Origin of the sequence: Domibacillus sp. DTU_2020_1001157_1_SI_ALB_TIR_016 (genome assembly GCF_032341995.1) — a bacterium.
Lineage (GTDB): Bacteria > Bacillota > Bacilli > Bacillales > Domibacillaceae > Domibacillus > Domibacillus indicus_A.
Window position 1 is genome coordinate 2,671,800 of record NZ_CP135439.1, and the last position, 13,201, is coordinate 2,685,000.

Below are 13,201 nucleotides of genomic sequence, written 5' to 3' on the forward strand. Positions count from 1 at the left end.
GGGATTTTAATGCTTGTTTGTGGAGGAATGAAGAAATGTTTAAATTGAATGAACATGGCACGACCGTTAAAACGGAACTGCTTGCCGGCTTAACAACCTTCCTGACAATGGTGTATATCGTGGTAGTTAACCCGATTATTCTGTCAGATGCCGGTGTCCCATTTGAGCAGGTGTTTACGGCGACAATCATTGCAGCGGTTGTCGGAACACTTTGGATGGGCTTGTTCGCCAACTACCCAATTGCGATTGCACCTGGTATGGGAATGAATGCGTATTTCGCTTACTCAGTTGTCGGGTCGCATGGCGGCATTACGTATGAAACAGCATTTGCAGCTGTTTTTATTTCGGGGCTTCTTTTTGTGGTTTTGTCTTTAACGCCGCTTCGTGAAAAGTTAATCGAAGCCATACCCGAAAATTTAAAGCACGGTATTTCTGCCGGTATCGGCTTGTTTATTGCTTTTATTGGGCTTCGCCTGACTGGCATCATCGTCCCGGATCCGAGCAACCTTGTGAAGCTGGGCGATTTGCAGAGCCCGTCCGCGCTTTTGGCTTTGTTCGGCCTTGCGGTTACCATTGTGTTAATGGTTCGCGGTGTGAACGGTGCCCTATTCATCGGTATGGTCATTACGGGGCTTGCTGCTTTTTTTACCGGCCAGCTTTCGTTCAAGGAGGGCTTTGTCGGCATGCCGTCCATGCCGGATGGGCTGTTAGCTTTAAATCCTATTACAGCCTTTGGTGACGTTGTCAGCCACAGCTTATATGCGGTTGTTTTTTCTTTCCTGCTCGTCACGATTTTTGACACAACCGGCACAATGGTTGGTGTTGCCCAGCAGGCTGGTTTGATGAAAGGAAACAAAATGCCCCGAGCGCGCCAAGCACTTTTAGCGGATTCTGTTGCTACATCCATCGGTGCGATGGCGGGTACGAGCCCGACCAGTGCTTATATTGAATCATCAACAGGCGTTGCAGCCGGAGGAAGAACCGGACTTACATCGGTAACCGTTGCTGGATTGTTTATTCTGGCTGCTTTCTTTGGCCCGCTTGTTTCAGCTGTATCCGGTATTTCTGCCATTACAGCTCCCTCGTTGATTATCGTGGGCTGCTTAATGATGCAAAATGCTGCGAAAGTGAATTGGAAAGAGCTTGATGAAGCGTTCCCTGCGTTTCTGATTATTTTAACCATGCCGCTTACATCAAGTATTGCAACAGGAATTGCCCTTGGCTTTGTATCGTACCCGCTTGTGAAAATCGCACGGGGACGCTATAAAGAGGTTCATCCGCTTGTGTATATTTTTGCGGTGCTGTTTTTCTACCAGCTGTTATTTTTGCCGCACTAAAAAATCCGCCCCATATGGGCGGATTTTTTTATAAAGAGGATAAAGCGCTGGCAATGGAAACAGTACGCTTCGCCTGGTGCTTGACTGCGGCTTCCACATTTTCTTTCATGCCTTCTCTTCCTACTGATACACTTGTACCATATGGATTTCCTCCTGCTTCAAACAGAACAGGATCTGTGTAGCCGGGAGCTGCAATAATGGCGCCCCAATGATACATGGTTGTATACAGCTGAAGAATCGTCTGCTCCTGTCCACCGTGAGCGTTTTGAGCTGAGGTCATAGCGCTGACTACTTTATTAGCCAGCTTTCCGGTTGCCCACAGACCGCCGGTTGAATCAATAAATTGCTTGAATTGGCCGGGTACATTGCCGTATCTTGTTGGAACGCTAAATACAATAGCATCTGCCCATTCTAAATCATCCAGCGTTACCTCTGGAATATCCTTTGCTTCTTCTACGTGCGCCTTCCAGGCATCGTTTTTTTCAATGGCCGATACGGGAGCCGTTTCTGGAATTTTAAGAACTTTTACATTCGCTCCTGCTTCTTCTCCCGCTTCTTTCGCCCAGTTCGCCAATTGAAAATTCGTACCGGTCATGCTGTAATAAATCACGGCTAAATTTGTCATCTCTTACTCTCCCCCTTATGCGTGGTTTCCTCCTAATGAGTTTGCCCGCTGGAGAAAAAAACAAAACCTTTTCATTTATCCGGCTGAAAAAAGTAGGAAAGTGCCGGATAGACGTCTTCCCTTTTACGGATGACGTAGGATTTAAACAGTGGATTTTGTACTTTTCGAAATGCGGACATCAGTGGTGTAGTCCGGTTGTACTGATTCACTTCCCCATAGCCGAACATGCGGCAGTGCGGCAGTATTTTTTCGAGCAATGCAACACACTGGGGATTGTCTGAAGCAAGATTATCGCCATCAGAAAAATGAAATGGATAAATGTTGTACCGTTCCGGCGAATATTTTTTTTCCATCAGCTCCAGCACAAGCCGGTACGCAGATGAACAGATGGTTCCGCCGCTTTCTCCTTTAGTGAAGAAATCATTTTCTTCCATCTGGAGCGCTTCTGTATGATGGGCAATAAATACAATATCAACCGTTGTATATTTTTTTCTTAAAAAGCGGGTCATCCAGAAAAAAAAGCTGCGGGCGATATATTTCTCAAACGGTCCCATACTTCCGCTCGTATCCATCATCGCAAAAATCACGGCTTTAGACTGAGGCTTTTTCTCTTCGGTAAAAGAGCGAAAACGACGGTCTTCCGGGCGGACAGGGAAAAAAGACATCTCTCCCGCCAGTGCGTTTCGCTTAAACGCTGCCATTAATGTTTTCTTTTTATCAATTCGTGCCGTTACACCTGTTTTACGGATGTCATTAATGGTCCAGTCCGTAATAACCGATTCCGCTTTTTCTTTTTCAGCGAGGTTTGGCAGGGCCATCTCAGAAAACAGAGCATCTTCAATTTCAGCCATGCTGACTTCCGCTTCATAAAAATCCTCCCCGCGCTGGTTTCCTGCTTTTTTGCCCTGCCCGGCCGCACTTTTCTCATCTCCGCCTGCCCGGGCGATCGCGTCTCCAACTTCTCCTTTTCCCTGCCCGGTATGCTTGGATTTTTCATCAGAATAACGAATTTTATATTCCTGAAGCGAACGGATCGGCAGTTTCACTGTCCGCTTGCCGTCCGACATAATAATTTGCTCTTCAGTCACCATATCAGCTAAATTTTTTTTGATCGCTTCTTTTACTTTTTGCCGATGGCGTTCCTGGTCATCATGGCCTTTTCGGTGGAGTGACCAGTCTTCTTCTGATAAATGATAGGATGTGTCCATTTCATTTCCTCCCCAGGTTTTATTTCAATCAAAAAGGGTAAACAAGTATAAAAGAATAATGAGGTGACTCATGATGAATTTAAAGAAGCGTGAAGAACAGCCTATGAATTCAATGGTCACAAGCTTTGAAGACATGGAAATCCTTGGCCGTCAAATGGAGCGCCAGCGGACAAATGAAGAGTTGAAGCAGCATGAGCGACAGCCTGACCCGATTCAATTTGACGAATCAACCGATGGAAAATAATAACCCGGCTGCCTGCAACCGGGTTTTTCTTTTGGTTATCGGTTTAAAAGTCCTCCAACGTAGCGAAGCAATTCATTGGCTGAAACAGAATTGTAGCCGCATTCGTCAATTAAGCGTGCTGTGACTTCATTCATCTTTTTCAGCTGCTGTTCATCCGGTGTAACAGACGAAGTGGTAATTTTAACAATGTCTTTTAAGTCGGAAAACAGCTTTTTCTGAATCGCTTCTCGAAGCCGGTCATGCTCCCGGTAATCAAATTTTTTCCCTTTGCGTGCATAAGCGGAAATTCGAATCAGCATTTCTTCGCGGAATGCTTTTTTAGCGTTTTCTGACACGCCAATCTGTTCTTCGATCGACCGCATCAAACGCTCGTCCGGACTGACTTCCTCACCTGTGAGCGGATCGCTTAATTTCACCTTGTTGCAGTATGCTTCCACATTATCCAAATAGTTGTCCATTAATGCCCGGGCCGATTCTTCATACGAGTAAACAAAGGCTTTTTGAACTTCTTTTTTCGCTGTTTCATCGTACTGCTTTCTCGCTTCGGAAATAAACTGCAAGTATTTCGTGCGCATTTCCTTTGTAATGGACGGATGTGAATCCAGGCCGTCTTTTAATGAGCGGAGCACATCCAGTGCATTGATCGAATTGGTTCCTTTTTTAATAATGGCTGCAGAAATGCGGTTCATTACATACCGCGGATCGATTCCATCCATTCCTTCATCCGGATGTTCTTTTCGGAGTTCAATAGCATCAAGCGGCGTTAATCCTTCTACTACTGCTCCGTCATAAAGCTTCATCTTCATCACAAGATCAACGTTTGCCCGGCTCGATTCTTTTAAGCGCGTTAAGATAGTAAACATGGCTGCAGTACGGAACGTATGCGGTGCAAAATGAATGGAAGCCGCTTCACTTTCGTGTATCATTTTCTCATAAATTTTTTCTTCTTCGGTCACCTTGAGGTTGTATGGCACCGGCATAACAATCATACGGGAATGAAGAGCTTCATTCTTTTTATCTGCAATAAAGGAACGATACTCTGTTTCATTGGTATGGGCAATAATCATTTCATCTGCCGAGATTAAGGCAAACCGGCCGGCTTTGAAATTGCCTTCTTGGGTTAGTGAGAGCAGGTGCCATAGAAACTTCTCATCACACTTCAGCATTTCCTGGAATTCCATTAATCCCCGGTTTGCAATGTTTAATTCTCCGTCAAACCGGTAGGCACGCGGATCAGACTCCGATCCAAACTCGGCGATCGTTGAAAAATCGATGCTGCCGGTTAAATCCGCAATGTCCTGTGATTTCGGATCGGATGGGCTGAACGTTCCAATGCCGCGGCGCCGGTCTTCTGAGAAGAAAATACGCTCAACCGGCACTTCTTCAATGCGGCCTCCAAATTCATGCTCAAGCCGGTAGGCATTTAGCGGTGACAATGATCCTTCAATGCGGATCCCATACTCTTCATAAAAGTCATCCCGAAGATCCCGTGGAATTAGATGAAGCGGATCTTCTGCCATCTGGCAGCCTTTAATGGCATATACGGCGCCGGCATCTGTGCGGGTGTATTGCTCCAGTCCCCGCTTAAGCATTGATACAATTGTGGACTTCCCTCCGCCAACTGGCCCCATCAGCAGCAAAATCCGTTTGCGTACATCCAGCTTTTTCGCCGCCGGATGAAAATACTCTTCTACAAGACGCTGGATCGGTTCTTCAAGACCAAAAAGCTCGCGGCTGAAAAAGTCATAATTTCCATCTGTCATACCGAATGAGCGAATCATATTGTATATACGCGCATGCGCAGGCATTGCAATATGCGGCTTTTCTCTAAGAAGCTCCAAATACTCCCGGAATGTTCCTTCCCAGCGCAGCTTTTCTTCTTCGGCACGGCTTGATTGAATTTTATTGAGTATCGTCATAATTGGCTCCCTCCGCTCCGCACTCTAATGGGCGTATTTATCGGATTTTATGCGCCGGTGAAACCATTTATGAGAAAAAGAAACGTTCACATTTAATATTGCATCCGGTATAATAGGGAAAAATGAATGCGTTTACGCTACAGAAAGGGGCTTCTTTCCATGAGATTATTAGGTGTTCTTTTCGTATGTATTGCTTTTTTATCAGCGATTTTCACAGCGGGCTACAACGACAAACCGGGCGCGAAATAAAAAAAGCTGTACCGATTTTTCGGTACAGCTTTTTTTTTAAAAGATATGTGATTATAACCAGCATTCAACTTAGAGCGTCTTGCACTTTTTTGCTCCAGCCGGCCAGCTCCTCGGTCATAAGCTGCCGGTCCTGAATGGCCGACTTGCGCTTTTCTGTATTAATACAGGTCTGGAAAGCCTTGCTGGCGAAGTGCCTCGTATATAAGAATGGCTGCCGTGTTGGACAAGTTAAGCGAGCGGACATGCTCATTCATTGGAATGCGCAGACAGCGGTCCATATTGGCCGCGATCAAATCTTTTGGAAGACCCGTTGTTTCTTTGCCAAACATAAAATAATGATCCTGTTCTGTATCGCTGTAGTCAAACTTAGCGTGATCCTGCTTACCGAACTTAGAAAGATAATACATATTTCCATCTGGATTTTTTTCAAAAAACTCTTCAAGAGAATCATAATACGTAATATCAACAAATTCCCAATAATCCAGCCCGGCACGCTTAAGCATTTTATCGTCAGTTGAAAATCCAAGCGGGCGGATTAAATGAAGCGGTGTACCGGTCGCCGCACACGTCCGCGCAATATTTCCGGTATTGGCCGGGATTTCCGGCTGGTATAGCACTACATGAACTGCCACAAAACTTCACTCCTTTTCAACTCATCATTATAACACGGAACCAATCTGTCCGAGTGCTTTTTTAATTTCATTCACCACTGTCTCATCTTCTTCGCGCTCTAGTGCTTTGAACAGCTGGGACTCTGCTTCTATGCCGCCAATCTGCCCAATAGCATAAGCTGCTGTACCACGAAGAACTGGACGTGGATCGTTGTGAAGCAGAGCAGCAAGGGCCGGCAGCGAAGATGGCTCCCTGAAATGAGCCAATGCAATGACTGCATTTCGCTGAATCGGCTTTTTGCCGCGCCATGAACCAGACATCTCGCCAAACCGCTCCTTAAATTCCTTGTTGCTCATCGATAAAAGCGGCTCTAACAACGGCTTTACTTCTTCTGGTGCCGGTGTCATTTCTTCATGGTTTAATGTGTGTTTCCCTTTATTGGCCGGGCAGACGGTCTGGCACGTATCACAGCCGTACAGCCGGTTTCCAAGATGTTTACGGAATTCCTCCGGCAAAAAGTCTTTTGTCTGCGTTAAATAAGCGATACACCGCTGAGAATTAAGCTGTCCTCCTTGAACGAGTGCACTTGTTGGGCAGGCGTCAATACATTTTGTACACGTGCCGCACTGGCTTTCCATCGGCGTGTCCGGTTCAAAAGGAATATTGGTCAGCATTTCACCTAAATACACGTATGAACCAAACTCCGGCGTAATAATCGCACAGTTTTTTGCACTCCAGCCGATGCCGGCCCGCTCCGCCACAGCACGGTCAGACAGCTCACCTGTATCAACCATTGATTTCGTTTGGACATCTGGCATTTTTTCTTTTAAAAATACTTCCAGCTGTTCCAGCTTTCTGCGCAGAACGAGGTGATAATCTTCTCCCCAGGACGCCCGGCAAAACAAGCCGCGCCGCTCTCCCTTTTTCCCTTTCGGAGCTCCTTCCAGCTTCGATGGATACGCAAGCGCAATGGCAATAATCGAACGCGGACTATCCATCAAGAGTGCCGGGTTTGTCCGCTTCTCAATATCTTTTTCCTCAAAACCGGATGCATATCCCAGTTCTTGCTGCTGTACCAGTTTTTGCTTTAATTCAAGAAACGGATCGGCCGCAGCGAATCCGATTTTATCGATGCCAATTTCTTTGCTGTAGTCAATCAGTTCCTGCTTTAACTGCCGGTACATTTCTTCTCCTCCGTTCCATAGAAAACAGGCAAACGGGAATCCCGTCTGCCTGTTTATCGTTTTTCTTATTATTTCACAAAAATGCGATAAAGTCGAGCATGTCAGCTGTAAATATGGCTTCCTGTTTCTACAAATTCCTTCGACTTTTCTTTCATGCCTTCTTCGGCTGCCTGCTTACGCAAATCATGAGAAATACGCATCGAGCAGAATTTTGGTCCGCACATTGAACAGAAATGAGCCGTTTTTGCTCCTTCTGCCGGCAGGGTTTCATCATGGTATTCGCGCGCCCGGTCCGGGTCAAGCGATAAATTAAACTGATCATGCCATCTGAATTCAAAGCGCGCTTTTGATAAAGCATCATCTCTTTTCTGAGCTCCCGGATGGCCTTTGGCAAGATCCGCTGCATGAGCAGCAATTTTGTAGGCAATGACCCCTTCACGAACGTCATTTTTATCCGGCAGGCCAAGATGCTCCTTCGGTGTCACATAACAAAGCATCGCCGTGCCATGCATAGCAATCATCGCTGCACCGATCGCAGAAGTGATATGGTCATAGCCCGGTGCAATATCCGTTGTCAGCGGACCAAGTGTGTAAAACGGCGCGCCCTGGCAAATATCAATTTCTTTATCAATATTTTCTTTGATTTTATGAAGTGGAACATGTCCTGGTCCTTCGATCATTACCTGCACATCATGTTTCCAGGCAATTTTCGTCAGTTCGCCAAGCGTTTCAAGTTCCGCAAATTGAGCTTCGTCATTTGCATCGGCAATCGATCCCGGACGAAGGCCGTCTCCCAAAGAAACCGAGATATCGTACGCTTTTAAAATTTCACATATTTCTTCAAAGTGTGTGTATAAGAAATTTTCCTGGTGATGAGCCAGGCACCATTGCGCCATAATCGAACCACCGCGTGAAACAATACCGGTTGTCCGCTTAATTGTCATTGGAATATAGCGAAGCAGTACGCCGGCGTGAATCGTAAAATAATCGACTCCCTGCTCGGCCTGCTCAATGAGTGTATCCCGATATACTTCCCACGTTAAATCTTCTGCTATGCCTTTTACTTTTTCAAGAGCCTGGTAAATCGGCACAGTGCCAACCGGTACCGGCGAATTACGGATAATAAATTCCCTTGTTGCATGAATATTTTTTCCTGTAGACAGATCCATAATCGTGTCCGCACCCCAATGCGTTGCCCACGTCATTTTTTCTACTTCTTCTTCAATAGATGAACTTACTGCCGAGTTACCAATATTTGCATTGACTTTTACATGAAAACGGCTGCCAATAATCATCGGCTCATTTTCAGGGTGGTTAATATTGGCCGGAATAATCGCACGGCCGGAAGCAACCTCCTCCCGAATCGTTTCTGCGTCCATGTTCTCACGAATCGCTACATATTCCATTTCCGGTGTGATTATGCCTTTTTTCGCATAATGCATTTGAGTTACGTTCTGGCCAGGAAGCGCCCGTCTTGGTTTATGTGCGAAATCCGCTTGAAACATCGATTCCGCTTCTTTGACCCCATTGTCTTCCGGCTTTACTTCTCTTCCCTCATAAAGCTCTGTGTCTTCTCTGGCTGCCACCCACTGCTCTCTTACGCGCGGCAGCCCTTTATGTACGTCTGCAATAAAACCGGGTTCTGAATAAGGACCGCTTGTGTCATAAACGGTGATCGGTTCGTTTGAATGGGTTCCTGCATCTGTTTTCGTGTTGCTTAATTTAATTTGCCGGAATGGAACCCGGATGTCCATTTGACTTCCTTCCACATAAACTTTTTCACTTGCTGGAAATTGTGCCTGCAGATCGATTTTTTCACTTTTCAAACGATTCATCTTATTTTCCTCCCTGAACTGCTGAAACCGATCTGGACACAGACACGTAAAAAATAAAAACGGGTTCTTTTAAAATAAAAGAACCCGTGAAATAGTTTAATGAACGGCTTAAAAACCGTGTCCCTACTTCCCTACGCTGGTACTGGCCAGATCAGGTTCGAAGGGTTAAAGAGCCTTAAAGCGCGCTCTTCTCTCAGTCCGGCTAACGGACACCCCTAGCAGTTGTAAATTATGAAGCTGTGTACAAACTGTAACACGATAAAAATGATCTGTAAAGCATTTTTTCCATGTAATGCTATTTATTTGCCTCAAAAACCTTTAAATGCTACGCTTATAACTAGTTTTTTATCAGGCGAACGGAGGCAATACAATGCACACTATTTCTTTAGCAGAAGCGGTGAAGTTAAAAAGTATTTTAACTAAAAAAGTGTATGAATTGGAGGAGGAATTGCGCCGCGTTGCTTACACAACGATTGAAAAAGGTGATTCTATTCCAACTCCTGTACGGACCGTAAGCGCTGTAGAAGCAGAACTTCAAGAAGTTCGAAAAGACGCGCGCACACTGGACCGGCTCATGTACAAAGCCAATAGCGAAAACACCGTTTCCTTTAAAAACGAAACCGTTCCCCTTGTAGAAGCAATTGAATGGGCGACGCAGCTTCGTGCAGAAGCACGGCTTTGCAAGGAAATGGGCGCTTCTCCAAAGGAGGAAATCCAATACGGTTATGCGGAGAGCACCACTGTTTATAAAGTAGCTCTGTTCGAGCCTGAGGACTATCGGCAAAAAGCGATTCAGCTTGAACGGGAAGCTCATAAGCTTTCTAATTTAATTAATGCAAAAAATTACACCGTTACTATTGCCTTTAATGACGAAAAATATTTTTAACCTTGAAAAAGTGAGACTCTTTTTCAAGGCGCAGGATTGGGAACCTCACTTTTTGAATAGAAAAGCAAACCAATCCCCGTTTTCCATTCACCTTGTGACCGATAACCAATCACCATCTAATGCGATGGCAATCCGCCCTTTAGATGTTTTTAAACGGTTTCTCCCTGCGAAACAGCCTCTTCTCTTCGAAGAGGCTGTTTATTTAAAGAGAAGCGTTCTGAATGACAGACAGCATATTTTGGTTTGGATAATTCACTTCTTTGTATTGGTTCATCACTTTGTCCGCATCAAATTCCACCCGTTCAATGGAAGTGCTGATCCGGTGTCCATCTGTTTCCACAATAGCGTATGAAGCTTTTTTAACGCCGTCAAACGGGAGGCCAACGCTGCCGATATTTATGACGACCTTTCCTTTTATATACCGAATATAAGGCTTATGAATATGAGCATAGATATATACGTCATTACTTTCAGATAGCATTAATTTCGTTTCTAACACCTCGTCAGGCTCGGAAGAAGAAACTACGGTAAATAAGCTATCCGGCGCTGCATGAAAAGCATGAACCGCCACACCGTCCAGATCAAGATGAAGCTCTGTTGGAAGAGCGTTTAGGTAATCGATATCCGCTTCTTCTAACTGTGATACAGTCCAGTCACGCTCTTGATTCATCAGCTCCAGCGCTGCCTCTGCTACTTCTCCTTTGTGAACACCTCGCACAACCCATTCATCCGCATTCCCTTTAATCACTTCAGTTTGAAGCCCTTGAATCAGCTCCAGTGACCGCTTCGGTTCCGGGCCGCGGTAACAAAGGTCGCCCAGTACATAAATTTTATCTACCTGCTTCGTTTTAAGATCATTTAACACAGCTTGAAGTGCCACTGCATTCCCATGAACATCAGAGATAAAAGCTGCTTTCATTTTCAACATCCTTTTCTTTATAATTTTAAAGTAGAGAACCGATATGTATAAAAAAATTATGACAAGCAGGCTTTTTACTGTAAAGAAATAAGCTCACCAATAAAGGTGAGCTTTATGTTTTACTGAAGGTTATTTTTTTCTTTTTGTGGAGCGGAAGAATCAGATCCCTCGGCTTCTTCAAGCGCTTTTAATTCGGCGTTTGTCTGCGGAAACCCGTTTGCCTGCCATTCATCGCGGTATTGGGCATCTAGTCCCGTCAGCCCTTCATATTCTTTTGCTTTTTCTGAATCAACACTCTCCACTTCGTCTTTTTTAAGTTCTGTGGACTTGTCATCAATAAATTTTGTTTTCTCAACGACCATGGTTTGCTCGTTTTTCTTAGAAGCAATACCATTTTTAATGCCTTTTACCACCTTTGTCGTTCCTGCTTTTAAACCATTGCCGATTTTACCCACTGTACCAGAACCCGTATCTCCTGCTTCTTGTTTTTGCTGAAATGTATTTAAAGCTAAAACGATTCCAGTAGTGAGTAATGCGGTAGAACCAACTACTACACCCATCGTCATTTCTTTTTTCTGAAGAGAGGAATTCATCCGGTCAAGCATCTCTTTTTCTTTCTCCATCATTTTTTGCTGTGCTTCAATTCCAGTTTTTACTCCCTGGATGGTTTTATTAATACCACCCTTGATCATTTCTTCTTCGGTTTCAACGCCTGTTTTAATAAGGTCTGCTGTTTTGCCGGTACCAGCTTTTACTCCATTTTTAATTCCTTTTTTCACTTCTTTTACTGCACTAAATTTTTGGTTCCGGTTTTCAGCCATTTGCTTCTTATTGCTATACCCTTTTGTCATTTTTACAGCCCCTGCTGATGCCAAAGCTGAAGAACCGATAATGATACCCATAGTAGATGTTTTCATACATACCCCTCCAGTTTAAGTTTTAAGTTAATAAGGATATTACCGATTTGAAGGGATTTTAAACAATATCCATCATAGTTGATACTATTTATCTAGATGAATAACCGTAAACGTGTCATTAGAAGCGATGTAATCACAAATGAATTTTTTATTTTGGTTAAGAAGAACACAGTGGTTTTAAACACGAAAAAACCCTTCAACAAATGTTGAAGGGTTACGCCGTTTAATACCGGCGGCCGGGGTCGAACCGGCACTCCCGTGAAGGAACTGGATTTTGAGTCCAGCGCGTCTGCCAATTCCGCCACGCCGGCAAATACATAATGGAGGCGGCAACCGGACTCGAACCGGTGGTAAAGGTTTTGCAGACCTTGGCCTTACCGCTTGGCTATGCCGCCTTTATAAAAATGTTGGAGCGGAAGACGGGATTCGAACCCGCGACCCCCACCTTGGCAAGGTGATGTTCTACCACTGAACTACTTCCGCAAAAAATGGCTGGGCTAGAAGGATTCGAACCTTCGCGTGACGGAGTCAAAGTCCGTTGCCTTACCGCTTGGCTATAGCCCATTTATATGGGGCGATCGAGGGGAATCGAACCCCCGAATGTCGGAGCCACAATCCGATGCGTTAACCACTTCGCCACGACCGCCATAATGAAATTTTATAAAATTGATCGAATTGGCAGGGGCAGTAGGAATCGAACCCACACCGGAGGTTTTGGAGACCTCTGTTCTACCGTTAAACTATGCCCCTGTATAAACTGGTGGAGGGGGGCAGATTCGAACTGCCGAACCCGAAGGAGCGGATTTACAGTCCGCCGCGTTTAGCCACTTCGCTACCCCTCCATCATGCATAAGCAAAATGGTGCCGGCAAGAGGACTTGAACCCCCAACCTACTGATTACAAGTCAGTTGCTCTACCAATTGAGCTACACCGGCAGCATAATGGCTCAGGACGGAATCGAACCGCCGACACAAGGATTTTCAGTCCTTTGCTCTACCAACTGAGCTACTGAGCCTTTCTTACAATATTTCTATGTATAATGGCGGTCCGGACGGGACTCGAACCCGCGACCTCCTGCGTGACAGGCAGGCATTCTAACCAACTGAACTACCGGACCAAACAATTGCGGGGGCAGGATTTGAACCTGCGACCTTCGGGTTATGAGCCCGACGAGCTACCGAGCTGCTCCACCCCGCGATAACAATATGGTGGAGGATGACGGGATCGAACCGCCGACCCTCTGCTTGTAAGGCAGATGCTCTCCCA

11 protein-coding genes, 12 tRNA genes and 1 riboswitch (1 of these 24 running past the window's edge) are annotated in these 13,201 nt (G+C 45.3%); of the genes, 3 read left to right on the forward strand and 20 right to left on the reverse strand.

Annotated elements, in window-relative coordinates:
* Window positions 1-35: 35 nt before the first annotated feature.
* The gene (locus RRU94_RS21735; RefSeq protein ID WP_315692953.1) at window positions 36-1,337 is read left to right on the forward strand and encodes an NCS2 family permease; all 1,302 of its coding nucleotides are present in this window, start codon (window positions 36-38) and stop codon (window positions 1,335-1,337) included.
* A gap of 28 nt (window positions 1,338-1,365) precedes the next feature.
* On the opposite strand, the gene wrbA is transcribed toward RRU94_RS21735, so the two are convergent.
* The gene (gene wrbA / locus RRU94_RS21740) at window positions 1,366-1,962 is read right to left on the reverse strand and encodes an NAD(P)H:quinone oxidoreductase (RefSeq protein WP_315692954.1); all 597 of its coding nucleotides are present in this window, start codon (window positions 1,960-1,962) and stop codon (window positions 1,366-1,368) included.
* A gap of 71 nt (window positions 1,963-2,033) precedes the next feature.
* Window positions 2,034-3,170 (reverse strand): sporulation protein YhbH, encoded by a 1,137-nt coding sequence (gene yhbH / locus RRU94_RS21745; RefSeq protein ID WP_315692955.1) that lies wholly within the window; start codon window positions 3,168-3,170, stop codon window positions 2,034-2,036.
* 70 nt (window positions 3,171-3,240) lie between these two features.
* Between yhbH and RRU94_RS21750 the strand changes: the two genes are divergently transcribed.
* Entirely contained in the window at window positions 3,241-3,414 is a 174-nt protein-coding gene (locus tag RRU94_RS21750) for a hypothetical protein (RefSeq protein ID WP_251270603.1), read from the forward strand.
* A gap of 35 nt (window positions 3,415-3,449) precedes the next feature.
* Here RRU94_RS21750 and RRU94_RS21755 read toward each other — a convergent pair whose 3' ends face one another.
* The 4 genes from RRU94_RS21755 to thiC form a co-directional block, all read right to left on the reverse strand.
* Entirely contained in the window at window positions 3,450-5,333 is a 1,884-nt protein-coding gene (locus RRU94_RS21755) for a PrkA family serine protein kinase (RefSeq protein WP_315692958.1), read from the reverse strand.
* A gap of 407 nt (window positions 5,334-5,740) precedes the next feature.
* The gene (gene trmL / locus RRU94_RS21760; RefSeq protein ID WP_251270604.1) at window positions 5,741-6,214 is read right to left on the reverse strand and encodes a tRNA (uridine(34)/cytosine(34)/5-carboxymethylaminomethyluridine(34)-2'-O)-methyltransferase TrmL; all 474 of its coding nucleotides are present in this window, start codon (window positions 6,212-6,214) and stop codon (window positions 5,741-5,743) included.
* 27 nt (window positions 6,215-6,241) lie between these two features.
* Complete coding sequence (gene queG / locus RRU94_RS21765; RefSeq protein ID WP_315692959.1) at window positions 6,242-7,378, reverse strand: tRNA epoxyqueuosine(34) reductase QueG; 1,137 nt, start codon at window positions 7,376-7,378, stop codon at window positions 6,242-6,244.
* Between the two features lie 101 nt (window positions 7,379-7,479).
* Window positions 7,480-9,213, reverse strand: coding sequence for a phosphomethylpyrimidine synthase ThiC (gene thiC / locus RRU94_RS21770; RefSeq protein WP_315692960.1), 1,734 nt, complete (start codon window positions 9,211-9,213; stop codon window positions 7,480-7,482).
* Between the two features lie 111 nt (window positions 9,214-9,324).
* A riboswitch (TPP riboswitch) is annotated at window positions 9,325-9,440 on the reverse strand.
* A 143-nt stretch (window positions 9,441-9,583) separates the two neighbouring features.
* Here thiC and RRU94_RS21775 point away from each other — a divergent pair.
* Window positions 9,584-10,099, forward strand: coding sequence for a hypothetical protein (locus tag RRU94_RS21775; RefSeq protein ID WP_315692962.1), 516 nt, complete (start codon window positions 9,584-9,586; stop codon window positions 10,097-10,099).
* 202 nt (window positions 10,100-10,301) lie between these two features.
* On the opposite strand, the gene RRU94_RS21780 is transcribed toward RRU94_RS21775, so the two are convergent.
* From RRU94_RS21780 to RRU94_RS21845, 14 genes are all read right to left on the reverse strand, one after another.
* Window positions 10,302-11,018, reverse strand: a complete 717-nt coding sequence (locus RRU94_RS21780; protein WP_315692964.1) for a metallophosphoesterase family protein — start codon at window positions 11,016-11,018, stop codon at window positions 10,302-10,304.
* 119 nt (window positions 11,019-11,137) lie between these two features.
* Entirely contained in the window at window positions 11,138-11,935 is a 798-nt protein-coding gene (locus RRU94_RS21785) for a hypothetical protein (protein ID WP_315692965.1), read from the reverse strand.
* 227 nt (window positions 11,936-12,162) lie between these two features.
* Window positions 12,163-12,246, reverse strand: a tRNA-Leu gene (locus tag RRU94_RS21790).
* 10 nt (window positions 12,247-12,256) lie between these two features.
* Window positions 12,257-12,330: transfer RNA gene (locus RRU94_RS21795), tRNA-Cys, on the reverse strand.
* 13 nt (window positions 12,331-12,343) lie between these two features.
* Window positions 12,344-12,418: transfer RNA gene (locus tag RRU94_RS21800), tRNA-Gly, on the reverse strand.
* Window positions 12,419-12,424: 6 nt separating this feature from the next.
* Window positions 12,425-12,499: transfer RNA gene (locus RRU94_RS21805), tRNA-Gln, on the reverse strand.
* 6 nt (window positions 12,500-12,505) lie between these two features.
* A tRNA-His gene (locus tag RRU94_RS21810) sits at window positions 12,506-12,581 on the reverse strand.
* Window positions 12,582-12,611: 30 nt separating this feature from the next.
* Window positions 12,612-12,685: transfer RNA gene (locus RRU94_RS21815), tRNA-Trp, on the reverse strand.
* 8 nt (window positions 12,686-12,693) lie between these two features.
* Window positions 12,694-12,777, reverse strand: a tRNA-Tyr gene (locus RRU94_RS21820).
* A gap of 17 nt (window positions 12,778-12,794) precedes the next feature.
* A tRNA-Thr gene (locus RRU94_RS21825) sits at window positions 12,795-12,870 on the reverse strand.
* Between the two features lie 7 nt (window positions 12,871-12,877).
* Window positions 12,878-12,950 (reverse strand) — tRNA-Phe (locus tag RRU94_RS21830).
* 25 nt (window positions 12,951-12,975) lie between these two features.
* Window positions 12,976-13,052: transfer RNA gene (locus tag RRU94_RS21835), tRNA-Asp, on the reverse strand.
* Window positions 13,053-13,058: 6 nt separating this feature from the next.
* A tRNA-Met gene (locus RRU94_RS21840) sits at window positions 13,059-13,132 on the reverse strand.
* Window positions 13,133-13,141: 9 nt separating this feature from the next.
* A tRNA-Val gene (locus tag RRU94_RS21845) sits at window positions 13,142-13,201 on the reverse strand (it continues 16 nt past the right edge of the window).